Genomic DNA, 26,451 nt, shown 5'->3' with positions numbered 1-26,451 from the left:
GCTGACGAAAGAACGTCACACAAAAACAGTAAAGTCTATTCAACCTCTAACGTCGGCTCGAATTCACTTTGTACTCGCATTTTAATTCCATCTCCAGCGTCTCGCAGTAAATTAAATGGTGATAGCACCACCCCTTTCACCGCACCTTCTGCAGCTCCCTGAGCTAACTCTCTACTCTTATCGGCTAGCAAATTAGCTTGTACCAAAATATCAGGCACTTCAGCTCTAAGCATTTCGGATTCAGTGACAATCACTGGAATGGTTTGCTCTCGATAAGATTTACTTTCAGCGAGCATTGGCGGCATTACATCGACACGGTATCGTTTTAATTCCGTCAGTGCTGGGGGAATAACATCGGTTCTTACTTGCTCTACTTCGGTTCGAACACTCTTAACTTCATCTAAGATAGCGGGAATTTTGCTATCGACCGATGAAACAGTTTGATTAACTTCATCGATGGTTTTACGGACATCTTCTACAGTATCCAACACCTGAGGAGCCAGTTCATTAACATGCTCAGCAAACGCCAAAAGCTCTTCCACTTTTAGTCCCTTGGTAAGACCCGATAAGTCTTCAATAACTTGCGGATAAGTATCGACGATCTCCCCGACTTTATTGGTAAATGAATAGATGGTGTAGCCCAAGAAAAAAATGGCGACCGCTAATACCAACTGGATTGCGGTAGATACTTTTGCAAACATGAATAATCCTTTTCTTTATCGCAAAGGCGATGTCTAAACTGAAACGAGAGGTAGCATAAGATTAGGTTGAGCTTAAAGCGGCAATGCTGTCGTGTACTTCAGTGGTTCCATCGCAAAAGTCGACGTCACATTAGATATACCATCAATGCTATTCACTAAGCGTTTGTAAAAGTCGTCAAAGCACTTCATGTCTTTCACCTGAACCTTCATCATATAATCATACTCGCCCGCCATACGATAGAACTCCATCACTTCTGGAAATTCAGACACAGTATTCACAAAACGACCATACCACTCATGAGAATGATCACTGGTTTTAATCAATACGAACGAGGTAAAGGAAAGATCGAGCTTTTCAGGGTTCAACAACGCGACTCTTTTCTCAATAACTCCATTCTCTTCAAGCCGCTTAAGTCTTTTCCAACAAGGCGTGGTCGTCAGGTTGACCGCTTCAGATATGTCATTCAACGACAGCGTGCTGTCTTCTTGTAACAACCTTAATATCTTTTTATCTACGGCATCTATCACACTTTCACCAAATCAGTTTTAAAGAGAATAATTTTCTACAATTTAAGCAAAACAAAGGAAATATGGCAAAGTTTTTCTCCTTGGATATCGCTAAATTATAACCATACCAATTACAAAGAATTCCTACTTAGTCTCAGGAGAACGCCTATGTGTACTGACCATCAATGGATTAACAACGCGATTCGTAAAATTGAAGCCGATTACCAACGCTCAGCGGATACGCACCTGATCAAGCTCGATCTACCTAGCGTAGAAGGCATTGATATTTATCTTAAAGATGAAAGTACACACCCAACAGGCTCTTTGAAGCATCGTTTAGCGCGTTCCCTTTTCCTCTATGCGATTTGTAATGGTTGGGTTGGCCCAGAAACCACGATCATTGAATCTTCATCAGGCAGTACAGCGGTGTCTGAAGCGTACTTTGCTCGCCTGCTTGGCCTTCCGTTTATTGCGGTAATGCCAAAATGCACAGCGAAAAAGAAAATTGAACAGATTGAATTCTACGGCGGTCAAGCGCACCTTGTTGAGCGTTCTGACGAAATCTACGCAGAGTCTCGTCGTTTGGCTGAAGAGTTGAATGGGCATTATATGGATCAATTTACTTACGCTGAGCGCGCAACCGACTGGCGTGGTAACAACAACATTGCCAACTCAATTTTCAATCAAATGCAGATGGAAGATCACCCAGTTCCAGCTTGGGTGGTAATGAGCCCAGGTACAGGTGGTACATCAGCGACCATTGGTCGTTTCATTCGCTACCAACAGCATGAAACTAAACTTTGTGTTGTCGACCCTGAGAATTCTGTATTCCATGAATTTTTCAAGACAGGCAACGCGGATGTCAAAGGCAACACATTCAGCAAGATTGAAGGTATTGGTCGCCCACGAGCAGAGCCAAGCTTCATTCCCGGTGTGGTTGACGAAATGCGTAAAATCCCAGATGCCGCAAGTATTGCAACTACGCATTGGTTATCTGACATTCTTGGCCGAAAAGTTGGTGCATCAACCGGTACCAATATGTACGGTGTGCTTCAACTAGCCAGTGAAATGAAAGCACGTGGAGAGAAAGGTTCTATCGTGACTTTGCTATGTGACAGTGGTGAGCGTTACCTAGACACTTACTTCAACGACGAGTGGGTAAATCTGAATATCGGTGACCTACAACCTTATGCAGCGAAGCTAGAAGCTTTCTCGCAAACAGGTGAGCTAGCTTAAGATCGAAGTTAGCATTCAAAGCTAAGACAATGTACAAAATTAAAAAAGAGCCCTGATGGGCTCTTTTTTGGTTTGTTCTATTAATCAATCTCTAGCGAGAACAATTATTCTGGCTTCTGCTTCGCTTCAAATGCTGCTAGCTGTTCAGGCGTCGCCTTTGGCTGATGGTTTTGTTTCCACTCATCGTAAGTCATGCCATAAACGCGCTCACGAGCGTCATCGATATCCAAGTCTAGGCCTTGTTGCTCAGCTTCAGCTTTGTACCACTTGCTGAAACAGTTGCGGCAGAAGCCCGCCAAGATCATCAGGTCGATATTTTGCACATCTTTGTTGCTATCTAAATGTGCTAACAGGCGACGAAAGGTTGCTGCGTCTAGTTTATCTTGTTCTTCTTGAGAAAGATCTTTGTATTTAAATTCAGCCACTTTACTTTCCTTTTATATTTATTTTCTTGTATTCATTCGTTGAGCTGTACTCGTTATACAAAAAAAGCCTGCAATTCGCTAGGAGCAAACGCAGGCTTTTCAATATTGTTACACTATTCCATGTTCATTAGCCGTGCGTGTTCATTAGCCGTGAGAGCTTCTACCCACGTTGTCATGGCTCAGCTCTTTATTTAGAACCGCTTCCACATGGCCAGGTGAACGCGTCGTACCCGAAACCAGTCGATACATCGCAGGGATAACGAACAGAGTAACTAAGGTCGCAAAGCCCATACCAAAGAAGATAACCGTACCCACAGCGACTCGGCTTTCATAGCCAGCACCTGTCGAGGTAATCAATGGAATCGCACCGGCTAGCGTTGTAAACGCCGTCATTAAGATTGGGCGTAAACGTCGCGCTGAAGCGTCGATGATCGCTTTTTCAAATTCAATACCACGGTCACGAAGTTGGTTAGCAAACTCCACAATCAAGATACCGTTTTTGGTCACCATACCGATCAACATGATCATACCGATTTGGCTGTACACGTTAAGACCTTGGCTCATCAGTACTAGGCCTAAGAATCCACCGAAGATACCCATAGGAACCGTGAACATCACGACTAGCGGGTTGATGAAGCTCTCAAACTGCGCGGCCAATACCAAGTACGCGACCAACATCGCTAGCGCAAACACCACTAGGATACTCGATTGGTTCTCTTTGAAGTCTTTTGACTCGCCAGAGTAGCTTACCGAAATATCACCTGGCAGTTGCTCAATCGCTTGCTCGTCAAGGAAATCCAGTGCATCACCCAGCGTGTAACCTTCCATTAGGTTGGCTTTGATGGTCACCGATTTTTGCTTGTTGTAGTGCGATAAACGAATCGACGACGCGACTTCTTCAATGTGCGTCAGCGTATCTAGTGTCACTAGCTCACCAGATTGAGTACGCATATAGATTTGACTTAAGTCGTTAGCGTTATTGAAGCTATTTTCATCACCACGAAGGTAAACATCGTACTCTTCACCACGGTCAACGAACGTAGTTTCGCTGCGCCCGCCAAGCATGATTTCTAACGTATCTGAAATATCCGAAACGCTAACGCCTAACTCGGCTGCACGTTGCTTATCTACGGTTACCAATAACTCTGGTGTTTTCTCCGAGTAATCGATGTCCGCACCTTCCATCATTGGTGAATCTTCAGCCGCTTGCTTTAACAGTTCGCCCCATTTCTGAAGCTCAGAGTAATCAGAGCCACCCAGTACGAATTGCACAGGCTCACTTGAACCACCTTTGAAGCCCGGCATGAACGGGAATACACGTACATCAGGAATGCCATTTAAAGATTTACGAACTTCGTTCAACGCTTCCTGAGCGGTCTCTTCACGTTCATCCCAATCTTCCAGGATCATGATAACGAAGCCCGTTTGGTCACCCGCATTACCACCAAACGCTGGTGATTGAATACTGAATGACTTCAAGAAGCCTTGACCAAGCAGCGGCATTAGGCGCTCTTCAACGATGTCCATGTTGGCAGACATGCGGTTATAACTGGTTGCATCGGCGCCACGAACAAACGCAAATATAACGCCGCGGTCTTCTTGTGGAGTCAGTTGCGACGGCACTTGTTGCATTAAACCGTAGCTACCGCCCATACACGCGAGAATAATAACAGGAGCAGCCCAACGCCAATTCAAAGCACGACGCAGTACCGCTTTATAGCCAAGTTCTAACTTGCCAAACACACGTTCGATAAATAGGTTGAAACGATTCGGTTTAACATTCGCTTTCAGGATTTTACTGCCTAACACTGGTGTTAGCGTCAGTGCCACCACCGACGAGAAGATCACCGACATCGCCAACAGTACCGAGAACTCCGTAAATAAGAGACCGACCATGCCATCCATAAACGAGATTGGTAGGAATACCATCACCAGTACAAGCGTTGTTGCGATTACCGCGAATCCTACTTCACGCGTCCCTTTATAAGCCGCAAGCAATGGCGATTCACCACGTTCAATGTGATGGAAAATATTCTCAACCACCACGATGGCGTCATCGACCACCAAACCAATAGACAGGATCAGTGCCATCAAGGTGATTAGGTTAATAGAGAAACCAAAGTAGTAAGCCGCAATAAACGACGAAATCAGAGATACTGGAACGGTTACCGCTGGAATCAGCGTTGCACGCGCTTGACCTATGAAGACGTAAAGCACGAGGATAACTAAACCACCCGTAATAAAGAGTGTGCTGTAAACCTCTGAGATCGAACGATCGATAAATACCGTTGAGTCATAGTCGACCGCCAGTCGAGTCCCGTCAGGCAGGAACTTCTGAATCGCCTCAACTTCTTTATGGACTAAGTCAGCAACCTCAAGTGGGTTCGCATCTGACTGAGGCACAATACCCATACTAACGTTAACAACGCCGTCACTCTTAAAGGTCGAGTTCTCGTTTTCTGCGCCAATATACACATCCGCTACGTCTTTCAAGTAGATTGGCGTGTTATCAGAAGCTCGTTTTACCACTAAGTATTCGAAATCTTCCGCTTCAGTGTAAGAACGAGCGGTACGAACCGACATCACAATCGCATCGTTACGTACTTCACCACCCGGGCTTTCAATGTTCTCACTTTTTAGCGCAGAAGTGATGTCCGAAGTAGTAACACCACGGCCAGCCATCTGAGCAGGTTTCAGCTTCACATACATTACTTTGTACAAGCCACCCGAGATATCCACCGAGCTCACACCTGAGATCAAACTAAAGCGGTCAATCAACACACGTTCGGTGTAGTCGGTTAACTGCGTTCGGTCCATCTCAGTCGAGCTTAAGTTAATGTAGACCGAGGCTTCGCCACTACCATTGTTCTTATAAACAATCGGATCATCTGCTTCATCTGGCAATGAGCGCTGCGCACGAGCTACTGCATCACGCACATCACTCACCCCCGTATTGAGGTCGTAACCAAGCTCAAAGGTAATCGTGATACGCGACATGCCGTTACGCGTCGTAGATTCGATCTCATCGATACCACTGATGCCGGATAACTGGTCTTCAAGATTGGAGGTTATTTGGCTTTCAATGATGGTGGCTGATGCACCTTCATAGCGAGTACTGATCGATACTACTGGGCTTTCGATGTCAGGCATCTCACGAACAGCAAGCTTGTTAAATGAGACAATACCAAATACAACCAAGAGCAAGCTCAATACGATAGCCGCTACTGGTCTCTTTACAGAAACATCAGATAACAACATTAGTTCGCACCTTCTTGTGTTGCTGTATTACCATCAAGTTTAGCGGCATCGCTTTCAGGTTTAGCGGGGCGATTAACGGCAAGTTCTTGAACCAACACACCATCACGCATATTCACGATACCTTGCACCACGATCTTCTGGCCAATCTCGATGCCTTTATCAATCACGACTTCGTTATCGATACGTGCACCCAAGAACACTTCTGTTCGAGTTGCCTTGTTATCTTCGCCAATCACATAAACAAAACGTTTCGTACCTGAGTACTCCAACGCTTGAACAGGGATAATCGGTGCTTCCACTGGTGGGAAGTCCATATCAGCGGCCACTAACATGCCTGGCTTCAAGTAATCATTGTTGTTATCAAAGTGGATACGAACTCGTAAGTTCAAGGTTTCAGCGTTGATACGAGAATCAATACCAACCACAGTACCCGTAAACTGAGTCTCACCCCACGCACTGGTGCGAGCCGTTACTGTCATGCCTTTAGACAATTTCGAAAGGTAACGCTCAGGAATTTGAAGATCTAACTGCATCACTGACAAATCATCTAAGGTCACGAGTTCAGTGCCTGCTGTGACCATTTTACCGCGACTAAAATCAATAAAACCAACGGTGCCAGAGAATGGCGCGCTGATGTGAAGATCTTTCAGATTGGCATTTGCAGCCGCCAATCGAGCATTGGCGATTTCAACATTGGTTTTCTGAGCGTCAATTTCAGTTTGCGTAATCGCATTACGTTTCACTAGTCGTTGGAATTCCGCGAGCTTACGTTTCTCATCTTTTAGGTACGCTTGCGCTTCTGCAACCGCGGCCTTGGCTTTGTCGTCATCTAGTTGAACCAACATCTGCCCTTTAGTGACATCTTGATTGGCTTTGATGTTGATAGAGTCAACTCTGCCCGCTACTTCAGAAGTAATGATCACAGATTGCTCGGCTTCTAACTTACCAACCAAAGAAAGAGATTGGCTAACTTGGTGAATATCAACCTGCTCAGTAACAACCGTTACAGTGCTAGGCCCCTGACGTTTTGCAAGTACGGCTGGAGACGCCATAAGAATAGACAAGCTAAGCAGGGTTAAAACAGATTTACGCTTCATAATGATGGTCTGCAAGTAAGATTTATTATCTATAAATGAAATTAACCGTATTCTATCAACTAATGAATACTGTAACGTCAAGAAGTGTAAATCTAGATTAAATTCCATTTACGTTTCATCACGTCTTAGACACATTGAACACAATACAGAAAGCCAATCACCTCAAGGTGTTACCTATTGATACGTAAACCTTAGTACAGATGTTCACTTCCCGAGCAATATGCGTACTTTTCGCCATCTTTGCCCAAAAAGGCAGCATTCAACACAAAACCATAAGAAAAACTCTTTACAGGTTTAACGTGTTTGCTATGATGCGCTCCGCACTTGAGAGATGCGTTGGGAAAAACATCTCTTTAGCCTATCCATTATGAGTTAGGAAAAACACCCTGGAGGGGTTCCCGAGTGGCCAAAGGGAGCAGACTGTAAATCTGCCGGCTCCGCCTTCGATGGTTCGAATCCGTCTCCCTCCACCATATTCTTCTTACCTCTTTTAAGAGTTAAGAGAACAACCTGATTGATGGGCTTATGGGAAAACATCAATTTAGGCTTACTTTGTGAAAAGTAAGACACACCCTGGAGGGGTTCCCGAGTGGCCAAAGGGAGCAGACTGTAAATCTGCCGGCACTGCCTTCGATGGTTCGAATCCGTCTCCCTCCACCATATTCTCCTTACCTCTTTCGAGAGTTAAGAGAACAACCTGATTGATGGGCTTATGGGAAAACATCAATTTAGGCTTACTTTGTGAAGAGTAAGACACACCCTGGAGGGGTTCCCGAGTGGCCAAAGGGAGCAGACTGTAAATCTGCCGGCACTGCCTTCGATGGTTCGAATCCGTCTCCCTCCACCATATTCTTCTTACCTCTTTTAAGAGTTAAGAGAACAACCTAGTTGATGGGCTTATGGGAAAACATCAATTTAGGCTTACTTTGTGAAAAGTAAGACACACCCTGGAGGGGTTCCCGAGTGGCCAAAGGGAGCAGACTGTAAATCTGCCGGCACTGCCTTCGATGGTTCGAATCCGTCTCCCTCCACCATATTCTTCTTACCTCTTTTAAGAGTTAAGAGAACAACCTGATTGATGGGCTTATGGGAAAACATCAATTTAGGCTTACTTTGTGAAAAGTAAGACACACCCTGGAGGGGTTCCCGAGTGGCCAAAGGGAGCAGACTGTAAATCTGCCGGCACTGCCTTCGATGGTTCGAATCCGTCTCCCTCCACCATATTCTTCTTACCTCTTTTAAGAGTTAAGAGAACAACCTAGTTGATGGGCTTATGGGAAAACATCAATTTAGGCTTACTTTGTGAAAAGTAAGACACACCCTGGAGGGGTTCCCGAGTGGCCAAAGGGAGCAGACTGTAAATCTGCCGGCACTGCCTTCGATGGTTCGAATCCGTCTCCCTCCACCATATTCTTCTTACCTCTTTTAAGAGTTAAGAGAACAACCTGATTGATGGGCTTATGGGAAAACATCAATTTAGGCTTACTTTGTGAAGAGTAAGACACACCCTGGAGGGGTTCCCGAGTGGCCAAAGGGAGCAGACTGTAAATCTGCCGGCACTGCCTTCGATGGTTCGAATCCGTCTCCCTCCACCATATTCTCCTTAATTGGAAAATCGAAAAGCCAACTCATTGAGTTGGCTTTTTTCGTTTCCGAGCTTTATATCTTTCTAAACGTTGCTTTCTAAACACTGCCCTCAACTTCCTAAACACTTACCCGCTACTACAAAAAACTTAATCGATCTGACTCATTCAAACATCAGTGATCCCATATTTCAGCATGACGTTCACAAACCAGATAAGCAGCGCAGCCTAAGCAATTGGTCGATATATGTTCTTCGCATTCATTCGCAATTATCTGTTTCTGCTGCAAACTAATCTCAGGCTCCAATACGGGTTCAAAAAACTTTGTCATTACTCATTACATCCAAATAAAATCAGTTAGTTAGTTAGTTAGTTAGTTAGTTAGTTAGTCTCAGGTTAATCCAATCTTTGAATAAGATACATCTCTCAATATTTGTCGTGATGACACTCTTCCTTCACTCATGTTATTTGTCTGTTCCGCATGTTTCGTCATATTGGTATTGCTCCGTGAATCTAAAGCTCCCTCTCCTCCCCAAAAAAAGCTCAAAGCCAATTTCCCAACAGCAACTTACAGATACATATCATTAGACACAAAAAAGCCCCTGCTGATTTCTCAGCAGGGGCTTTCAATTATTTGGTGTCATTCCGAATAACTACATCATATTGATGTTGAGTTAAATATTGGAATTAGCCTTGAATACCAACAATTAACCAAGGTGCATTGTCAGTTGTTAGGTCACGCTCTAGGTGCCAGATATCTGTGATATCTTCTTCAACGCCATCCGCAGTGTCACGGTAACGACCACTAAACTGAAGGCTTAGCTGTGCTTTGCTACCATCGTGGTCTGCACGAACGATTTCAGCATCAACGTACATTACGTCTGTGTGCTGATCACCGTCTAGCTTATTACGCTCAGCTTTTAGGTCTTCAAATAGGCTTGGAGATACGTATTCTTCAATCGTGTTTAGCTCGTTGTGGTTCCATGCACCTTGCAGTGTACGGTAGTGCTCACGAGAACCATTGATGAATGCCGCTTGATCAAAGCCCGGTGGGTAGTTATGTGGAACATCGCTTTGTGCACCAAAACCGAAGCCACCAGCAGTGCCTTGTGATTGAGGTTGTGCTTGCTCGAAGTTATGAACATTTGGTTGTTGCTTAGGTTGTTCAAACTTGTTCTGACCCATGCCGCCGAATGCTGGCTGTTGGCCACGTGCATTCTGCTGATTCATTGAGCCCTGCTTCGCACCCAACATTCCGCGTAGGAATTTAAACGCTAGGAAAGCAATCAGGCCCATAATCAGAATATCCATGAACTGGATACCTTCAAATGCGCCACCAAAGAATGCAGCTAAAAGACCACCAGCAAGTAAACCACCTAGCAGACCGCCCATAAGGCCTTTCTTGCTAGAGTTAGCTGCTGTGTTCTTACCTGTTTGATCTTGACGGATCGAATTCGTGTTTTGTTGTTTTGGTGCTGGAGCCGTTTTAAAGCTTTTGCCAAATGACTTACCACCACCAAACTTTTTCGCTTCCGCGATTGGCGTCACCGCGACTGTTACCAACAGGATCGCGACTAGTGAGAAAAATCGTTTCATTATTATCCTTTATAGGTTTTTTATCTTTCGACACCTTAATCATACTCGTTAACAAAGAACAATGAAATATTCACGACGTTTACACATGTATCATAATATTGCGGCTATTAATTGATTACTAAACTAGCGAAGGGATTGACGGCACTCTGGGGCAGCATTAAAATATTGAACGATGTTCATTTAATAGAAAGTACCCATGGCAAGACGAAACGATCACACTCGCGAACAATTAGTGAAATTAACCTTAAAAACGGTGACCGACTTCTTAGAAGAGCACTCTTATCACGAGTTAAGTCTACGCAAAATCGCCAATATGATTGGTTATGTTCCAAGTACCTTGGTGAATGTATTCGGCAACTACAACCTATTGCTATTGCATGTTGTTGCTCAAACATTAGATGAACTGGCGTCAGAATCTGCTGTAGCAGTTGAACAATCGAGCAATCCTCAGCAAGCTCTATTCAACCTTGCCTACTGCTACCACGATTTTGCACAAAAACACCCTCACCGTTGGCAGCTTATCTTTGAGCACAACATGAACGGTGAAAACCTTCCTGAATGGCAATCGAACCGTATCGATAGAATGACAGGTATGCTAGAGCAACTATTAATCGCGATTGCTCCTGAACATACTGAAAGCGAAGTCGTTAAAGCCAGCCGTGTATTATGGTCTGGAGTACATGGAATTACTCTACTTAGCGTTGATGATAAATTTTTCGCCTCTGAGCCTATCGATGGTAAAGAGTTGATCAATAACCTAGTCTCAAACTACTTAACCAACTGGTAATCATCCAAGGAAAGACAATGAACAACAGCAGCCAATCTTCGCTGTTAACGCAAAAAAGGTTCCTACCCTACTTTATTACCCAATTTCTGGGAGCCTTTAATGACAACATATTCAAAAATGTTCTGTTACTGTTTGTTGCTTTCGCAAGCGTAGACACGCTACCTATTTCCAGCAATTTATTCATTAATTTGGCCGCTGGCCTTTTTATTCTGCCCTTCTTCCTATTTTCTGCTTTGGCTGGTGTGCTGGCAGACAAATATGAAAAATCGTGGTTTATCCGTAAAGTTAAGCTTCTTGAAGTGGTGATAATGTCACTGGGTGCGGTCGGGTTTATCTACGAAAGCTACGAAATATTACTACTGCTTCTGTTTTTGATGGGGACACAAAGTGCCTTCTTTGGCCCCGTTAAGTACGCCCTACTTCCGCAACAGTTAGAAACCAAAGAGCTTGTGTCCGGAAATGCTCTGGTTGAAACAGGCACATTCTTAGCCATCCTAATCGGTACTCTAGGTGCTGGTATTATTGCGTCAGAAGAAAGCGCAAAACTCATTGCTGCTGTGTGTATTGTTTCTTTTGCCGTACTTGGGTATGTATCAAGTTACTTTATCCCAGAAGCGCCAAGTAACGCACCAGATCTGAAAGTAAAGTGGCAGCCAGTAAAACTAACCCGCGCAACACTCGCTATTGCCAAAAAAGACCGCCCAACCTTTCAAGCACTGATGTCGATCAGCTGGTTCTGGTTCCTCGGTGCAGCTTACCTCACTCAGTTTCCCAACTTCACCAAGGTTTACCTAAACGGTACTGAAAGCGCTGTCGCGTTTTTATTGGCACTGTTCTCGGTAGGCATTGCGATTGGCTCGTTGGCTTGCGATAAGTTATCTAATCACCGCATTGAAATCGGCATCGTGCCAATGGGCAGCCTAGGTATTTCGATCTTCGGCCTGTTGATGGCGATATCCATTCCAGAGTCTTTGCCTGACTTTAACTCTTTCCATCAGTTTGTGACGTATTCAGAACTATGGCCGCTGTTTGCTTATCTTCTACTACTGGGGATCTCTGGCGGTATCTTTATTGTTCCGCTTTACTCTCTAATGCAGCTACGGGCAAAGCCAAATGAGCGAGCTCAAGTAATCGCCGGGCTCAATATCTACAACTCGCTATTCATGGTCGGGAGCGCTGTTTTAGGTATTGTTTGCCTTAGTATTCTGGAGCTTTCAATTCCACAGCTATTTGTACTGCTCGCGATAGGAAACACTTTGGTTATGCTGTATCTGTTTTATCAGGTGCCTATTTACGCTTTCCGTTTCTTTACGTGGGTGGTCACTCACACCATGTACCGAGTTAAACATAAAAATTTACATCACCTTCCAGAAAAAGGCGGCGCATTGATTATCTGCAACCATGTGAGTTATATGGATGCATTATTGCTGAGCGCCGTTTGCCCTCGCTTGATCCGCTTTGTGATGGAAGAAGATTACACCAAGTTGCCGCCTATTCGACGTTTCTTGAAAAGAGCTGGGGTTATTCCAATCTCCGCAACCAACCGTAGCTCTATTCGAAATGCTTTTAAAGAAGTAGAACGCGCCCTGCATGAAGGCCACATCGTCTGTATTTTTCCAGAAGGAAAGCTAACCTCTGATGGTGAAGTCGCAGAGTTCATGCGTGGAATGGAGCTGATTATCAAACGATCTCCTGTGTCTGTCATTCCAATGGCTCTCAAAGGGCTATGGGGCAGCTACTTCAGTCGTTACAAAGGCAGTGCCTGCAAAGGACTACCAACCCGCTTCTGGACCAAGTTAGAGATAGAAGCTGGCAAGCCAATTCTCGCTAAAGATGCCTCATGCAAAACTCTTCGGCAGTCAGTTTCAGACCTTCGCGGAACACTACGCTAGCTAACCAGCCCTTTATTCATATCAGCTGAACAAGCGTTAAGTTTTCCTTAACGTTTGTTCAATTCATTTAGACTTACTTATCATTTTATTGAACGTATAGTGGTCTCATTACAATAACGTGACAACACAACAAGACTCTAAATACAATGAACCTAAAAAAGTCTGCTCCATTTTATCTTGCTGCACTGTTTTGCTTAACACCTTGGGTAAGCTCACCGACGGCCCTCGTTATTGGCTTCCTGCTTGCTAGTTTAGGTTTAGTCCCTGAGCATCTAGAAGTAGGCAAACTCACAAAGAAGTTACTGGCCTACTCGATTGTCGGCTTAGGCTTTGGCATTCAGTTTGAAAAAGCATTGGCGGTAACAGGCGACGGTATTGGTTTAATTGTCACGACCATCATTGGTACGTTAGTCATTGGTTGGTTCTTAGCCAAACGAATGGGATTGGATCGCACCACGGGCTACCTTATCTCTTCAGGTACCGCTATTTGTGGTGGTAGCGCGATAGCAGCTGTAGCACCTGCGATTAAAGCGGACGATGAACAGATTGGCTTGGCGTTAGCTACGGTATTTGTGTTGAACTCGGTAGCTCTATTCTTATTCCCGATGATTGGCCACGCGCTTGAGTTAAGCCAACAAACATTTGGGACTTGGGCCGCCATTGCGATTCACGATACATCTTCTGTGGTAGGTGCAGCTTCGGCTTACGGTGAAGAAGCACTGACGACAGCGACAACATTGAAGCTCGCTCGTGCACTTTGGATCATCCCAATCGCTTTAGTCAGCGCGATGATCTTCAAGAACGATCAAAAGAAGATTACGATTCCTTACTTCATTTTCTTCTACTGCGCTGCCATTGCTATTAGTGACTTGCTGCCACAATTTGAGATGGTCTACCAAGGGATCTTTGATGTGTCCAAACGCGCGTTGGTTGTGTGTCTGTTCTTAATTGGCTGTGGTATTTCTGTAGAGAAGTTAAAAGCAGCAGGGCCGAAGCCATTGATGTTTGGTATTACGATGTGGACGATGATTTCGACAGGTTCTTTGGCGTGGTTAACTCTTGCTTAGTTCGCAAAGAAACGCTTTAACTGGTTGTTCGGTTACCTAGACACTCAGATTAGCGAGCAACAAAACAAAAAGGCAAAGCTCAAATGGGCTTTGCCTTTATCGTATATATTCATTGTTACAACAGTCACTAGTCAAACAGGGGCTTTTCACTCTTTTGGCTCTCCCTTTTCATCAAAACAAGTACCACAACCAATACAAATGCGGTGAGTTCAGCCAACGATCGAGTTAGCCCAGACGACGTCACTGCTTGGCCTATCTGCAGTAAAACCGCAATGATGAGGGCAATTTTCATAATAAGACCTTATTCTATAATCCGTTATTTATAGGGCTTATTATGATGGATGGTTATAAAGATAATAAATTCTGTTTTGAACTATCTAATTGCTAAATTAACTAACCGCCTCTCAATCTAGCAAACGACACACATCTTCCAGTGTTCTTCGGCTTTTAGTTTCTATGCTTCAACAACCAAGATGCCAAGCCTGCTCTCGAGACTTTGATCCCCTGCTGTTCTTGCTCAGGCATCTGATAATACTCGATAGGAAACTTAAATCGCTCTAGGCTTCCTTGTAACTGTTCTGCAAACCACTCTTTGGTAGGTAGTTCATCGCAGTCGACAATCGCAATCGGTCTAAAGCCAAATTCACTGTCTTCAACAGGGACCACAAAGGCTTGTTTAACTTCAGGTAATTGGTTGAGTGCTCGCTCAATTTCTTCACAGTGGATGTTTTCACCACCGGAAATAAACTGGTTATCCGCTCGGCCAATAATCGATACTTGTTCGCCATCCCATTCACCGAGGTCTTTACTGTCAAACCAACCTTGGTCATCCACCAGTGGCGTAAAGTCACCTTGATAGTAATAACCAGAAGCAAGTGTATTACCGCCAATATAGATACGTTGATCTTCAATTTTCAACTGGCGTTGGTCGAGAACAAAACCTGCAGTATTACTAGAATCGACTTGCTTCGCGGTCACTGTTGAAGCCGCTTCTGTCATGCCGTATCCAAGCCAAGTTTCAATGCCCATTTGTTGAGCTTCAAGCCCTAGCGCTTCTGGGATATGGCTACCGCCTAAAAGCACATGAGTTAGAGTAAGTGCTTGCTTACTCTGCAATAACCTATGTAGTTGAGTAGCCACTAAAGAGGCATGACTGCAACCTTCGATGTCTGACTCAAGCTTACCTGTGCCTATTTTGATGCAACCACCTGCCGCTAACCAACGATGAACTATCGCCAGCCCCGACACATGGTACATAGGTAAACTCAGTAACCAAGTGTCACCTTGTTCAAAGTTGAAAACATCTAGTAACCCCTGAGCTGAACATAAGTGTTGCTGCAACGTGTGAGCCACCGCTTTCGGGTTTCCGGTAGAGCCAGAAGTGAATACGATGCTCGCTAGATTTTGCGGATTGAAGTTGGAGTCTTGAGATGTCGTTATCCGATTATCATCACCATCGACCTTCACTTCATTTAAGCAAGACAAGGTCACCAACTGAGTATTCAAATCGACAGTCTCTGATTGCTCTATCCCGCTACTGTCCAAAAGCCAAAGGTAGCTTTGTTGACCTACTTGATTTAAGGAATCGAGCTTTTGCTTCAGGCGTAAGCTAGGCTGAGGCATCGTAAACGCACAAACTACACCCAAATTGAGTGCGGCAAGGTAAACAGGGGTCACTTCAGCTTGATTCTTACCAACAATCGTCAGGACGTCACCTTCAGATAGGCCTTGCTGAGATAACTGTTGTTGGTACTCACTCACTAGCACAGACACTTGCTGCCAAGTATAAGTGTGGTGAGTAGTCACTAACGCTGTTTGATGTGGGTTTTTCTGCGCCCACTGTACCCAAAGCGGGTGATGATTAGATTGTGGGCGCATCATAAGATAACCAAATTATAGATTGAAAACGGTCTAAGCCAATCGAACGATCAACTTAAGAAGACCAAATCAATTGTTGCTGTTCAAGAGTAGAAGCCGGAAGCTGACAACCTGGCCAAGAGACTTCGAGTTGTTGTTGATACAAACCAATAGTATCAAGCCCCGGCACTTCATTTGGTAAGTATTGTTGCGCTAATCGTGCAATCTGAGTTAAGCCAAGGCTCGACTCTATGCTTGAGCTTAATACAGGCTTAATGCCAAGCTGCTGTGCACGCTCAATGATTGCCACACAACGCTCTACAGAACCAATAAGAGTTGGCTTGATCACGACAGCTTTAACACCAGTAAGGTCGCTAAGATCAAATTCTGGGCTTCGCACCGCTTCTTGCAATGTTTCGTCCCACGCAATCGCTACGCCATGGTCAATGGCAAATGCCAAGCTGTCTTCTGGTTTTTGGCAAGGCTCTTCAATAAAGCTAATACGCTGACGCAGTGACGGCGAAATGTACTTAATGAACTGCTTCGCTTTCTCTGGCTTCCACGCGCGGTTGGCATCAAGCCTTAGGGTCAAATCAGGAATCGACTCAAGAAATAAGCTAACCAACATGCCATCGCGAATCGCTTCGTAGAGACCGACTTTCACTTTGGCGACCTTCTCGCCTTTCATCTCATTCAGCACAGGGATCAACTCATCGGGATCGCCTGTACACAAGGGCGCCGCTTGGTAGTTACCTTCTGCGTTGAGCTCGCCTCGTAATTCCATTATCGCCATCGAAAAGCCAAACGCGACAGAAGGATATAGCTCATCAAAAGGCGTTTGAGGGTTGTTGTGGCTCCAAAGCTCTAATTCGTGTTGAAGCTGAATGCCAGCTTGTTCGGCATCTTCTTGGCTAAAGCCTGGCAAAGGCGCAACTTCGCCAAAACCAGTTTTACCGTCACACTCAAGTTGGATGACATAGCCAACGCGTTCGTTCAGCTTATTGTCACGAAGAATCACACCACTATCCATAGGTAGTTGATAACGGTAGAGTTTAGCGTGACGCTGAGAATTCACTGAGTTCATAAAGTTTCCTAAAAAACGGGGAACATCAAAACAAAACGAGCCGCTATTAGCGACTCATTTTAAAGAAGAGAAAGACTATGGGTTACGCGGGAACTTGTCGAAATCAGGTCGACGCTTCTCGTTAAATGCGTTTCGGCCTTCTTGGCCTTCTTCTGTCATGTAGAACATCATGGTTGCGTTACCCGCCAACTCTTGTAGACCGGCTTGACCATCACAGTCTGCGTTTAGTGCGGCTTTCAAGCAACGCAGCGCCATTGGGCTGTGTTGAAGAACTTCACGACACCAACGAACGGTTTCTTTTTCTAGATCAGCAACAGGGACCACTGTGTTTACTAGGCCCATGTCCAATGCTTCTTGAGCATCGTAGAAACGACACAAGAACCAGATTTCACGCGCTTTCTTTTGGCCAACGATACGAGCCATGTAAGAAGCACCCCAACCGCCATCGAATGAACCGACTTTAGGACCTGTCTGACCGAACTGAGCGTTTTCAGCTGCGATGGTAAGGTCTGCCATCATGTGAAGAACATGACCACCACCGACTGCCCAACCCGATACCGCTGCGATTACTGGTTTTGGACAAGTACGAATTTGACGTTGGAAATCAAGTACGTTCAGGTGATGTGTACCTGAATCATCTTGATAGCCGCCGTAGTCACCACGAATACTTTGGTCACCACCAGAACAGAACGCCTTCTCACCAAGACCCGTCAAAATGATTACGCCAACCTTCTCGTCATAACGAGCATCAGCCAGCGCATTGATCATCTCTTTTACGGTTTGTGGACGGAACGCATTGTGGACTTGAGGACGCGCAATCGTGATTTTCGCAATACCGTCGTCAGACTTGTGGTACTGAATATCTTCGAATTGACTGCTTTCATCGCTCCAGTTAACTGCCGCGTAAAGTTCTTCTTCTGTGATGCCTACTGTTTTAGCCATGGTGATTCCCATTGTTCTATTAGAGACCACGACTAACAAGTAGTCGTGACGGTGTTGCTCTGCTTTTGATAGTGCTTGAGACTAGAGATCCGCTCAGTCAGATTAGCGACGACTGGCGATACATTGGATTATCAAGTTTGAAAACAACTCTGGTTGCTCAAAATGAACATTATGACCCGCGTAATCAACCTGACTATATTCAAAGCCACTATTCTCAGCTAGCTCCATGAATTTACGATCTTTTTCTCCACACACATAATGCAATAAATGCTCATGAGATTTCAATGTAGCACGTAAATCCGGTTGCTTAGCTAACGAAGTAGATAACAACATATTTGCTACGGATACTCCAAGGTTACCACTACGCTTTATGACCAAAGTTTGTCTTTGCTCATGATTTAGTGAAGAAAAGACGCTTTGTTGATACCAATCGTCTAAAACATCTTCAATCGACTGCTGCGCAAAGCGGACAGCCCACTGCGTATCATGTACTAACCTTTGTGCTCGTTCTTCATCACGCTCTAGACCAAAGTTGCCACCTTCAATAATGACTTTCTCTAGATTGAGCGTTTCGAAGCAAGGGCTTGTCACCCCATACATGGCGAGCCTTCCTCCCATAGAGTAGCCAATTACCACGATAGGGGAATCCGCAGGAAGATCGTTGAGGGCAAGTTGAGAAGTAATGCACTGAACGATTTTCTTGCAGCAATGATCAAAGCCTACCGGATCGATAAAGCGGCTTTGTCCGTGCCCGGGCAAATCTATGCAAAGACGAGGAAAATCCTCTAGATATGGATGACATGCACTCCAATCATCCCCGCTTCCGAGTAAACCATGTAAAAAAACAAGCAAAGGTTTGTCGGAAGGTTCTTGTACAGCTGGGTAATAATTGGAGTAAAGCATGTAAAGTCCTTAGGCTAATGCCTCGGTGAGCATTGAACTGAATTGTTTCAGCAAAGTAGACGCTTGTTCGGGAGGCGTCTTAACTTCAACGAGCAAGGTACCCTGACCCTGTTCGAAATGTTGTTCGATAATGTTTTGATAGCAATTCAAGGTTTCTGGTGCAGCGTAACCAAGTTGGAACTGCGCAGCAGCGTGTTCAAAACTGAAACCATGAGGCATTTGATAAAGTGACTGTTTTTGCTGCTCTGGTACCGGCAACAAGTCAAAGATTGCACCACCGTCATTGTTGGTCACAACAATAACCATCGGCGTTAAATTATGAGTCAGCAGAGCCAGTGAATTGAGGTCGTACAACAAAGAGGTATCACCAATCAACATCAACAAAGGATTCTGGTTGGCTTTCACCACGCCCGCAGCCGTCGCCACCAAGCCGTCAATGCCCGATGCACCACGGTTACTGTAAACTTGATTCGCAGATATTGATGACAGCATATCCACCAGCCTTACCATCAAGCTATTTCCCACAAATAGCTCTCTGCCTTTAAGTCTAGACGACAAGTCAACGGCAACACTGAGTTCCGTCAATTGGTCATTGTTGGATATTTGCGCGAGGGCGAGTTGCTGAACAGTATTTGCGACCTCGATTAAAGGAGCCGCCCAACCTGCATGCTGGCCTAACAAGGTGGGTAAATGCTGCTCTGATACCCATGACTCGATAGCAGCAACGATATGAGTTTGAGGCAGATGATCTTGGTTGATTCGGTGCGTATCTGGTGACACAACAATATATTGTGATGAGCAGAATGATGATGCTTGCGACTTTATCCAATGATTAAGGCGCTTAGAAACAATGCGCTCACCGAACTGAAGGATGAAATCACATTGGTTAAGTTGTTCTTTCGCTACGTCACTCTGCATCCAAAGATCATAATGTTTCCAATCACTTGTGACACCTGATTGAGGGTCACAAAAAACCGGCCAGCCTAATGCAGTGGCAAACTGCTGAGCTTTTGTCGCCTGTTCAATATCTAGCGAACCGAGAATAACCACACCCTTATGTCCAAGATACTCACCTGGAGCAATAGGTTGTGTGTTCACTTGATTAGGTAAAAACGTTTGGCTGTAACTACCTGTTCCCGATTTCCACCCAGCGACACTGGATGTGTATTCCGCATACATTTCCACGCTATTTGCAGAATATAGAGGTTCTGGGAACGGACAGTTGATATGAATCGCACCACCAACATTGCGTTGTTTCACTAGGGCGTGATCAACCGATGTCAGTAACCAATTCAGAGAAACTTGTGTACTAGGGCTTGGTAAGTTTAAAGCACTTTCAACATGGGAAGAAAAGATACCCTGTTGCTGAATCGCTTGATTGGCACCACAGTCGACCAAGTCGATGGGTCTATCAGAGGTCAGCAAAATCAGCTTCTCTCGTGTCAGCCCAGATTCAGCCGTCGCAGGAAGAAGGTTAGCGACAGCAGTACCAGAGGTAACAATCACGGCAACTGGCTTATCACTGGCTTTAGCTAAACCTAAAGCTAAGAATCCAAGACCACGCTCATCAAAGTGCGTGTGTAAGGTTAACTTGGAGTTGGCTTCAGCTTCGAGAGTTAACGGCGTTGAGCGAGAGCCCGGTGCAACACAAACATGTTCAACACCGTTGCGTGCTAGCTCTTCAAGTAATGTGTGACTCCAAACTCTATTTAATACGGCTTGGTCGTGATTCATGACGCCACACCCAACGGCGGGTGATCCGAAATCAAGCTGAGTAAGGTTGACATCTTCTTGTTCAATTCTTGCCATTCATGCTCGGCAACCGATCCCGGCACGATCCCTGCGCCAGCAAACAGCTGTACTTGATCGTTTACAACTAACGCGCTTCGAATCGCGACACAAAACTCTGCTCTCTGATGACTGATATAGCCAACAGAGCCTGCATACCAGCCTCGCGCAAACGGTTCGTGTTCAAGAATGAAGTCCATCGCCTCTTTACGCGGCAAACCCGCCACCGCAGCAGTCGGCTGTAATGCAGCAAGCAACTGCACACCGTTAACGCCATTATTAAGCTGGGCGTGGATATTACGCTTAAGATGCTGCACCTTACGCAAGCGCACAAGACGCGTATCCTTTTCAACATGGACCGTTTGAGAATGAGGAGTGAGGCGCTCAATGATGTCGTCAACCACATACTGGTTCTCATTGAGGTTTTTACTGTCTTGAGAAAGCCAGTTCGCTAACTCCATATCTTCTGTCGCGTTTTCTCCGCGACCAATGGTTCCCGCTAGAGCTTCAGTATCCAGCTCTGTCCCATACCGGCTATACAAACGCTCTGGCGTTGAGCCAATAAAGCTGTGTTTAGAATCCAATACCAACATAAAGTGAAAGCTGTGATGGTTTTGCAGGTAGCTGGCCTTGAGTAATTGAGCCGCGCAGATTGGCGCATCGAGCTGCAGTGTGGTTTTACGCGCTAAAACAACTTTCTTGTACTCTTCGTCGCTAATGCCCTGAAGCACTTTATCGACCAAATTACCCCACTGTTCTCGTTCTGGAACGTGGTTAATCTGTTCAATGTGAGCCGACAAAGGTGCCAATATCGCCGCTTCTACAGAAAGCTTATTCAAAGCGTTAATGGAGGCAACGCGATCAGGAGACAAGTTAACCGCTAGCGACCAAGTGTCGTCAAAGCGGATTAATTCAACCTGAGGAAGGAAGAAAAACGATTCCATGCAACGACGGTTCTTTGCGGTATGCCCATCAAATGAACGTCCACCCCAAATTCGTTGGTCTTCACCAAGAATCGCGTACGCGGGAGCGGGATCAGAAAAAGTGTGCAGTTGACCGAGCGCGACAACCTCTTCACGAGTATCACGTGACTGCCAGTAGAACTTTGGAAAGAGCGGTTGAGCATGAAGCCATTCTATAAATGCAAACGATGGTTTTTGCGTTAGAACTTCAACACAACGAACTTCACTTGCTTGGGCATTTTGTACTCGCTCAATCAAAGCGGAGATAGTTTGCTGGAAATGTGACAAATCGACCTCGTTCACATCTAAATTATTATTATATTAGTTTGATACTTTATGGGCAGCACCCACTTAGATCAAGAATCTACTATATCTTTTGAACATTCCTGTGATTTTAAGCGATCCAGCCTCTTTATTCATCTTAGACAACAACAAAGAAAGCGATTAATTAAAATTTAGAAAAGAGTGACAACAAAAAGACCAAACGTGACACTGAAATGCGACATTCATCAGATTTTTATTCTATCAAACCCCATTTTGCGGTACTTTAATAAAGTATTTAAATTAATTTCAGGAAATCGGCAATGCAAAATATCGGGATGTCGTCAAAACTCAACAGCGTATGCTACGAAATCAGGGGGCCTGTACTCAAACATGCTAAGCGCATGGAAGAAGAAGGGCATAAAATACTGAAGCTTAATATTGGTAACCCCGCCCCATTTGGTTTTGACGCCCCTGATGAAATCCTTGTTGATGTAATCCGTAACCTACCGACATCTCAAGGTTACTGTGACTCAAAAGGCATCTATTCAGCCCGCAAAGCGGTTGTTCAGCACTACCAGAAAAAAGGCCTACGTAACCTTGATGTAGAAGACGTTTACATTGGTAACGGCGCATCAGAGCTTATCGTTATGTCTATGCAGGCGCTACTGGATAATGGTGATGAAATCTTAGTTCCCGCTCCGGACTACCCACTATGGACAGCGTCTGTTGCGCTTTCTGGTGGTACACCGGTTCACTACATGTGTGATGAAGATGCTGATTGGTATCCAGATCTAGACGACATGCGTGCGAAGATCTCACCAAAGACTCGCGGCATCGTTCTTATCAACCCGAACAACCCAACGGGCGCGGTATACAGCCGTGATTTCCTATTACAAGTTGTTGAGATTGCTCGTGAACACGGTTTGATCATCTTCGCTGATGAAATCTACGACAAAGTGCTTTACGACGGTGCCGTACATACTTCAGTCGCAACGCTTGCTGAAGACGTACTAATGGTCACATTCAATGGTCTATCTAAGGCTTACCGCGTGTGTGGTTTCCGTGGTGGCTGGATGTTCTTAACGGGTCCGAAGCACATAGCGAAAGGCTACGTTGAAGGGCTAGAAATGCTGGCCTCGATGCGTTTGTGTGCCAACGTACCAATGCAGCACGCCATCCAAACAGCACTGGGTGGTTATCAGAGTATCAACGAACTGATTCTTCCTGGTGGTCGACTGCTTGAGCAACGTGACCGTGCATGGGAACTGATCAACAAAATCCCTGGCGTTTCTTGTGTGAAACCAAAAGGCGCGATGTACCTGTTCCCTAAGATCGACACCAATATGTACAACATCAAAGACGATCAGAAATTCGTGCTCGATTTCCTTAAGCAAGAGAAGGTGCTATTGGTTCAAGGTACTGGCTTCAACTGGCCAAAACCGGATCACTTCCGCATCGTGACTCTGCCACATATCGAAGACCTAGAAATCGCGATTGGTCGTCTAGAGCGCTTCTTACAGACCTACAGCCAAGACGACCTCATCGAAGGTTAATTAGCACAAAGAAAGATGACTACAATTTGCTGTTTTAAAAGACTTTAACTTGTAATCAATCACTTCTATGCTTAAAGGGCTCCTGTTTGGGAGCCTTTTTTGTATCCGCTGTCTCGTATTACTATGTTGAACACATGATACGAGTGGAGCATTGCTTATACCAATCACAGTAAGTAAGTGTTCAGAAATAGCGTAGGAAAAAAACTTGAGAACAAGGCAGGATTTTTTGGTAAGTAGTTATTCTACAATCAAAAATTCTAACAAAGTTATCGAGTTTTTTAACAAGCTAGGATGACCAGTTATTTACTACGATTGGTACTAAAAGGACGCGTATGAAACAAAGCCATTTCTTTGCCCATCTTGCCCGTATGAAGCTGATTCAACGCTGGCCCCTCATGCGATCAGTCTCAAGTGAGAACATTTCAGAACATAGCCTGCAAGTTGCTTTCGTCGCACACGCCTTGGCATTAATTAAAAATAAGAAGTTTGATGGCCAGCTCAACCCCGAGCACATTGCGCTGCTTGGTATGTACCACGATACCAGTGAAGTGCTAACGGGTGATTTACCGACGCCAGTTAAATACTACAATCCAGACATCGCACAAGAGTATAAAAAGATAGAAGCGGCAGCAGAGCAAAGACTGCTTTCAATGCTGCCAGAAGAATTCCGAGACGACTTCTCCCCGTTTTTGATATCTGGAACAGCAAGCAAAGAAGAACAAAGCATCGTTAAGCAAGCCGACACGATCTGCGCTTACCTAAAATGCTTGGAAGAACTCAGTGCGGGCAATCATGAATACGAGCAAGCGAAACGCCGACTGGAAGAAACACTCGAACAGCGTAAAAGCCCAGAAATGGACTACTTTCTCACCACATTTGCGCCAAGCTTTGAATTATCACTAGACGAGATAAGCTAGCTGGGTATAACTTGAGTGTAATTAGCTAAATAAATCAGATTGATAGGTGCTATTTTGACTTCTCCACTCGAACCACCATTTGAACTCGAACAAGAATGGCAACATCGAAATGACGATGAACATAAAATAAGGCGTGATGACCATCGTAGCCCGTATCAACGCGATCGTGCGCGTGTGCTTCACTCTGCGGCTTTTCGTCGCCTCCAAGCAAAAACTCAAGTTCATGGCACCACGGTAAACGATTTCCACCGAACTCGCCTTACCCATTCGCTAGAAGCCGCACAACTTGGTACTGGCATTGTCGCTCAACTCAAGAAAAAGCAGCCCGAGTTTCGAGATCTTCTCCCCTCAGATAGCTTGATTGATTCACTGTGTTTAGCTCACGACATCGGCCATCCGCCTTATGGCCATGGTGGTGAAGTTGCACTCAACTACATGATGCGCGACCACGGTGGCTTTGAAGGCAACGCGCAAACGTTTCGCATTGTCACCCAGCTAGAACCTTACACCGAACATCACGGGATGAATCTATCTCGACGCACTCTGTTGGGGCTGATTAAATACCCTTCACTTCTTAGCGAAGTTCAAGCTAAATTACAGTCTGAGCCTGTTAAGCACCAACGACAACTCCGAGCCAAAGACTGGATGCCTGCAAAAGGCATCTACGATCATGATGAAGAACTTTTTAACTGGGTACTGGAGCCGCTTTCAAGTAGCGACCAACAGCTTCTAAAACAGAAAAGAAAAACGCATACCGAGCCACTTGAGCACAATAAGACCAAATATAAGTCACTTGATTGTTCAATCATGGAGTTGGCTGATGACATCGCGTATGGCGTGCATGATTTAGAAGATGCGATTGTGCTCGGCTCTGTGACCAAAGCTCAATGGGTAGATTCAGCTTACCCTCAACTTGAAGAGATGGCCGATCCTTGGATTTGTGAACACCTAGATTCAATTACAGAGATGCTTTTCTCTGGTGAGCAGTATCGTCGAAAAGATGCGATTGGTGGGATAGTTAACGCTCTGTTGACCAGTATTTCGATTGAACGAGTGAATGCTAGCTTTGAGAATGTGCTGTTGGCTTACAATGCCGTGCTTGAACCGAGCATGGATGGCACACTCGATAAACTGAAGCACTTTGTCAGCGAGTTCGTGATTCAAGTCCCTCAGGTTCAGGTCATCGAATACAAGGGCCAACAGATCATCATGGACATGTTTGAAGCATTCAGCGCAGATCCTGAACGCTTGCTGCCACTGCCCATCAAGAAGCAATGGCTACAGCATCAAGATGAATCTAGAAAGATGCGCGTGATTGCCGATTACATCTCATCAATGACTGATGACCTTGCGCAGAAAATGCATCAGCAATTGTTCTCAGCTCATACCGAGTTTTAATTCCTGACTCGTACCAGTGACTCGGATTAATCTAAGTAGTTTTTCTCAAACACACCCGGCGGCATTTGATTGATTTGAAACTGAATCATTTGGTCAAATGCCGTTAACAAAGGGCTAAAGTCGCCATCACTCTCTAGCAAGCTAAGCAAATGATAGCCAGCTTCGACTGTAGAAAGGCTGTTTTCACTGGGCGCTTTACGAATTCGATAATTACCCTTGAGGTCTTTCGGTAAGTGAACTGTGCTCAGCGCATGCAAGTTACTCGACACCTGCCACATCTTGAACGCCTTCTTCCACGTCCCATCCAATAAAATCACACGCAGCTTCTTATTAGGAGATGTTGCCGACTCAACTGAAACAGAGTTTTCGCTTGGGTATAAAATTACATGTTGGTACTGTTCATCGGCCAGCAATGCGTTCAATTGTTCGTTGTCTGAAAAATCTTCACCGACAAGCGTCACACTGTTATTTAGAGATAACGAGAGGATACGCGCAGTTCCCATCGGGCGGTGCTCTTCTGATGGGTGCTGAAGAATGATAAGCTCAACATTCGATTCGAGTGGTGTAACCCACTGACAAATACAAGCTTTCAAAGCCTTGCTGCATTGGGGGCAATAACGAGACATGGATTTAA

General features: G+C 45.0%; 21 protein-coding genes and 7 tRNA genes. 14 read left to right on the top strand and 14 right to left on the bottom strand.

Annotation, left to right across the window (positions count from 1 at the left end; genetic code table 11):
• Positions 1-35: 35 nt before the first annotated feature.
• Together AC3CID_RS04645 and AC3CID_RS04640 are read right to left on the bottom strand one after the other, a co-directional pair.
• Positions 36-701, bottom strand: a complete 666-nt coding sequence (locus AC3CID_RS04645; protein WP_145563501.1) for a hypothetical protein — start codon at positions 699-701, stop codon at positions 36-38.
• Between the two features lie 72 nt (positions 702-773).
• The gene (locus AC3CID_RS04640; RefSeq protein WP_488527002.1) at positions 774-1,229 is read right to left on the bottom strand and encodes an Lrp/AsnC family transcriptional regulator; all 456 of its coding nucleotides are present in this window, start codon (positions 1,227-1,229) and stop codon (positions 774-776) included.
• 147 nt (positions 1,230-1,376) lie between these two features.
• Here AC3CID_RS04640 and AC3CID_RS04635 point away from each other — a divergent pair, with 147 nt between their 5' ends.
• A complete protein-coding gene (locus AC3CID_RS04635; protein WP_146457145.1) occupies positions 1,377-2,444 on the top strand; it encodes a PLP-dependent cysteine synthase family protein in 1,068 nt (355 codons plus the stop codon).
• 104 nt (positions 2,445-2,548) lie between these two features.
• Here the strand turns inward: AC3CID_RS04635 and AC3CID_RS04630 are convergent, their stop codons facing one another.
• From AC3CID_RS04630 to AC3CID_RS04620, 3 genes are all read right to left on the bottom strand, one after another.
• Positions 2,549-2,869 carry a DUF1244 domain-containing protein gene (locus tag AC3CID_RS04630; protein ID WP_010439576.1) on the bottom strand — a complete coding sequence of 107 codons (321 nt, stop codon included), beginning with the start codon at positions 2,867-2,869 and terminating at the stop codon, positions 2,549-2,551.
• 144 nt (positions 2,870-3,013) lie between these two features.
• Positions 3,014-6,127: a vibriobactin export RND transporter permease subunit VexH gene (gene vexH / locus AC3CID_RS04625; RefSeq protein ID WP_488527001.1), complete on the bottom strand. Its 3,114-nt coding sequence runs from the start codon at positions 6,125-6,127 to the stop codon at positions 3,014-3,016.
• Positions 6,127-7,224, bottom strand: a complete 1,098-nt coding sequence (locus AC3CID_RS04620) for an efflux RND transporter periplasmic adaptor subunit (RefSeq protein ID WP_488527000.1) — start codon at positions 7,222-7,224, stop codon at positions 6,127-6,129. The genes vexH and AC3CID_RS04620 overlap by 1 nt, the downstream gene beginning before the upstream one ends.
• Positions 7,225-7,612: 388 nt before the next feature.
• On the opposite strand from AC3CID_RS04620, the gene AC3CID_RS04615 reads away from it, so the two are divergent.
• The 7 genes from AC3CID_RS04615 to AC3CID_RS04585 all read left to right on the top strand — a co-directional run bounded on the left by AC3CID_RS04615 (position 7,613) and on the right by AC3CID_RS04585 (position 8,819).
• Positions 7,613-7,697: transfer RNA gene (locus tag AC3CID_RS04615), tRNA-Tyr, on the top strand.
• Between the two features lie 102 nt (positions 7,698-7,799).
• Positions 7,800-7,884, top strand: a tRNA-Tyr gene (locus tag AC3CID_RS04610).
• 102 nt (positions 7,885-7,986) lie between these two features.
• Positions 7,987-8,071: transfer RNA gene (locus AC3CID_RS04605), tRNA-Tyr, on the top strand.
• 102 nt (positions 8,072-8,173) lie between these two features.
• A tRNA-Tyr gene (locus AC3CID_RS04600) sits at positions 8,174-8,258 on the top strand.
• Between the two features lie 102 nt (positions 8,259-8,360).
• Positions 8,361-8,445: transfer RNA gene (locus tag AC3CID_RS04595), tRNA-Tyr, on the top strand.
• 102 nt (positions 8,446-8,547) lie between these two features.
• Positions 8,548-8,632, top strand: a tRNA-Tyr gene (locus AC3CID_RS04590).
• A 102-nt stretch (positions 8,633-8,734) separates the two neighbouring features.
• A tRNA-Tyr gene (locus tag AC3CID_RS04585) sits at positions 8,735-8,819 on the top strand.
• Positions 8,820-9,494: 675 nt separating this feature from the next.
• On the opposite strand, the gene AC3CID_RS04580 is transcribed toward AC3CID_RS04585, so the two are convergent.
• A complete protein-coding gene (locus AC3CID_RS04580; protein ID WP_054548202.1) occupies positions 9,495-10,403 on the bottom strand; it encodes a Tim44 domain-containing protein in 909 nt (302 codons plus the stop codon).
• A 196-nt stretch (positions 10,404-10,599) separates the two neighbouring features.
• Here AC3CID_RS04580 and AC3CID_RS04575 point away from each other — a divergent pair, with 196 nt between their 5' ends.
• The 3 genes from AC3CID_RS04575 (at position 10,600) to AC3CID_RS04565 (ending at position 14,149) form a co-directional block, all read left to right on the top strand.
• Positions 10,600-11,190 carry a WHG domain-containing protein gene (locus AC3CID_RS04575; RefSeq protein ID WP_372244248.1) on the top strand — a complete coding sequence of 197 codons (591 nt, stop codon included), beginning with the start codon at positions 10,600-10,602 and terminating at the stop codon, positions 11,188-11,190.
• A 17-nt stretch (positions 11,191-11,207) separates the two neighbouring features.
• Positions 11,208-13,082 carry an MFS transporter gene (locus tag AC3CID_RS04570; RefSeq protein ID WP_488524587.1) on the top strand — a complete coding sequence of 625 codons (1,875 nt, stop codon included), beginning with the start codon at positions 11,208-11,210 and terminating at the stop codon, positions 13,080-13,082.
• A 146-nt stretch (positions 13,083-13,228) separates the two neighbouring features.
• On the top strand, positions 13,229-14,149 hold the full coding sequence (locus AC3CID_RS04565) for a YeiH family protein (protein WP_004736106.1): 921 nt from the start codon (positions 13,229-13,231) through the stop codon (positions 14,147-14,149).
• 127 nt (positions 14,150-14,276) lie between these two features.
• On the opposite strand, the gene AC3CID_RS04560 is transcribed toward AC3CID_RS04565, so the two are convergent.
• From AC3CID_RS04560 to AC3CID_RS04530, 7 genes are all read right to left on the bottom strand, one after another.
• Positions 14,277-14,441 carry a hypothetical protein gene (locus AC3CID_RS04560; protein WP_171311987.1) on the bottom strand — a complete coding sequence of 55 codons (165 nt, stop codon included), beginning with the start codon at positions 14,439-14,441 and terminating at the stop codon, positions 14,277-14,279.
• Positions 14,442-14,596: 155 nt separating this feature from the next.
• On the bottom strand, positions 14,597-16,030 hold the full coding sequence (menE, locus tag AC3CID_RS04555; RefSeq protein ID WP_488526999.1) for an o-succinylbenzoate--CoA ligase: 1,434 nt from the start codon (positions 16,028-16,030) through the stop codon (positions 14,597-14,599).
• Positions 16,031-16,082: 52 nt separating this feature from the next.
• A complete protein-coding gene (menC, locus tag AC3CID_RS04550) occupies positions 16,083-17,090 on the bottom strand; it encodes an o-succinylbenzoate synthase (RefSeq protein ID WP_488526998.1) in 1,008 nt (335 codons plus the stop codon).
• A 75-nt stretch (positions 17,091-17,165) separates the two neighbouring features.
• On the bottom strand, positions 17,166-18,032 hold the full coding sequence (gene menB, locus AC3CID_RS04545; protein WP_029222208.1) for a 1,4-dihydroxy-2-naphthoyl-CoA synthase: 867 nt from the start codon (positions 18,030-18,032) through the stop codon (positions 17,166-17,168).
• Between the two features lie 102 nt (positions 18,033-18,134).
• Positions 18,135-18,935: a 2-succinyl-6-hydroxy-2,4-cyclohexadiene-1-carboxylate synthase gene (gene menH, locus AC3CID_RS04540; RefSeq protein ID WP_146456828.1), complete on the bottom strand. Its 801-nt coding sequence runs from the start codon at positions 18,933-18,935 to the stop codon at positions 18,135-18,137.
• 9 nt (positions 18,936-18,944) lie between these two features.
• Complete coding sequence (gene menD / locus AC3CID_RS04535) at positions 18,945-20,669, bottom strand: 2-succinyl-5-enolpyruvyl-6-hydroxy-3-cyclohexene-1-carboxylic-acid synthase (RefSeq protein ID WP_146456830.1); 1,725 nt, start codon at positions 20,667-20,669, stop codon at positions 18,945-18,947.
• Positions 20,666-21,973: an isochorismate synthase gene (locus tag AC3CID_RS04530; RefSeq protein WP_004736095.1), complete on the bottom strand. Its 1,308-nt coding sequence runs from the start codon at positions 21,971-21,973 to the stop codon at positions 20,666-20,668. The genes menD and AC3CID_RS04530 overlap by 4 nt, the downstream gene beginning before the upstream one ends.
• A 296-nt stretch (positions 21,974-22,269) precedes the next feature.
• Here AC3CID_RS04530 and AC3CID_RS04525 point away from each other — a divergent pair, with 296 nt between their 5' ends.
• The 3 genes from AC3CID_RS04525 to AC3CID_RS04515 all read left to right on the top strand — a co-directional run bounded on the left by AC3CID_RS04525 (position 22,270) and on the right by AC3CID_RS04515 (position 25,817).
• A complete protein-coding gene (locus AC3CID_RS04525) occupies positions 22,270-23,502 on the top strand; it encodes a pyridoxal phosphate-dependent aminotransferase (protein ID WP_004736094.1) in 1,233 nt (410 codons plus the stop codon).
• A gap of 332 nt (positions 23,503-23,834) precedes the next feature.
• The gene (gene yfbR, locus AC3CID_RS04520) at positions 23,835-24,419 is read left to right on the top strand and encodes a 5'-deoxynucleotidase (protein ID WP_017080360.1); all 585 of its coding nucleotides are present in this window, start codon (positions 23,835-23,837) and stop codon (positions 24,417-24,419) included.
• A gap of 54 nt (positions 24,420-24,473) precedes the next feature.
• On the top strand, positions 24,474-25,817 hold the full coding sequence (locus tag AC3CID_RS04515) for an anti-phage deoxyguanosine triphosphatase (protein ID WP_146456832.1): 1,344 nt from the start codon (positions 24,474-24,476) through the stop codon (positions 25,815-25,817).
• A 26-nt stretch (positions 25,818-25,843) separates the two neighbouring features.
• Here the strand turns inward: AC3CID_RS04515 and AC3CID_RS04510 are convergent, their stop codons facing one another.
• Positions 25,844-26,443 (bottom strand): tRNA-uridine aminocarboxypropyltransferase, encoded by a 600-nt coding sequence (locus AC3CID_RS04510; RefSeq protein ID WP_146456834.1) that lies wholly within the window; start codon positions 26,441-26,443, stop codon positions 25,844-25,846.
• Between the last annotated feature and the right edge of the window lie 8 nt (positions 26,444-26,451).

The sequence above is a fragment of the Vibrio sp. QJM3NY_21 genome (assembly GCF_057785975.1).
The sequence above is the reverse complement of the archived record's forward strand: the minus strand, read 5'-3'. Positions and strand labels throughout refer to the sequence as shown.

Excerpts from the sequence above, each read along its gene's own strand:
- menC (WP_488526998.1), bottom strand. The coding sequence starts at position 17,090 with ATGAACTCAGTGAATTCTCAGCGTCACGCTAAACTCTACCGTTATCAA.
- menE (WP_488526999.1), bottom strand. The coding sequence starts at position 16,030 with ATGATGCGCCCACAATCTAATCATCACCCGCTTTGGGTACAGTGGGCG.
- AC3CID_RS04620 (WP_488527000.1), bottom strand. The coding sequence starts at position 7,224 with ATGAAGCGTAAATCTGTTTTAACCCTGCTTAGCTTGTCTATTCTTATG.
- AC3CID_RS04580 (WP_054548202.1), bottom strand. The coding sequence starts at position 10,403 with ATGAAACGATTTTTCTCACTAGTCGCGATCCTGTTGGTAACAGTCGCG.
- yfbR (WP_017080360.1), top strand. The coding sequence starts at position 23,835 with ATGAAACAAAGCCATTTCTTTGCCCATCTTGCCCGTATGAAGCTGATT.
- AC3CID_RS04510 (WP_146456834.1), bottom strand. The coding sequence starts at position 26,443 with ATGTCTCGTTATTGCCCCCAATGCAGCAAGGCTTTGAAAGCTTGTATT.
- AC3CID_RS04635 (WP_146457145.1), top strand. The coding sequence starts at position 1,377 with ATGTGTACTGACCATCAATGGATTAACAACGCGATTCGTAAAATTGAA.
- AC3CID_RS04565 (WP_004736106.1), top strand. The coding sequence starts at position 13,229 with ATGAACCTAAAAAAGTCTGCTCCATTTTATCTTGCTGCACTGTTTTGC.
- AC3CID_RS04645 (WP_145563501.1), bottom strand. The coding sequence starts at position 701 with ATGTTTGCAAAAGTATCTACCGCAATCCAGTTGGTATTAGCGGTCGCC.
- AC3CID_RS04570 (WP_488524587.1), top strand. The coding sequence starts at position 11,208 with ATGAACAACAGCAGCCAATCTTCGCTGTTAACGCAAAAAAGGTTCCTA.
- menH (WP_146456828.1), bottom strand. The coding sequence starts at position 18,935 with ATGCTTTACTCCAATTATTACCCAGCTGTACAAGAACCTTCCGACAAA.
- menB (WP_029222208.1), bottom strand. The coding sequence starts at position 18,032 with ATGGCTAAAACAGTAGGCATCACAGAAGAAGAACTTTACGCGGCAGTT.
- AC3CID_RS04525 (WP_004736094.1), top strand. The coding sequence starts at position 22,270 with ATGCAAAATATCGGGATGTCGTCAAAACTCAACAGCGTATGCTACGAA.
- AC3CID_RS04560 (WP_171311987.1), bottom strand. The coding sequence starts at position 14,441 with ATGAAAATTGCCCTCATCATTGCGGTTTTACTGCAGATAGGCCAAGCA.
- menD (WP_146456830.1), bottom strand. The coding sequence starts at position 20,669 with ATGAATCACGACCAAGCCGTATTAAATAGAGTTTGGAGTCACACATTA.
- vexH (WP_488527001.1), bottom strand. The coding sequence starts at position 6,127 with ATGTTGTTATCTGATGTTTCTGTAAAGAGACCAGTAGCGGCTATCGTA.
- AC3CID_RS04575 (WP_372244248.1), top strand. The coding sequence starts at position 10,600 with ATGGCAAGACGAAACGATCACACTCGCGAACAATTAGTGAAATTAACC.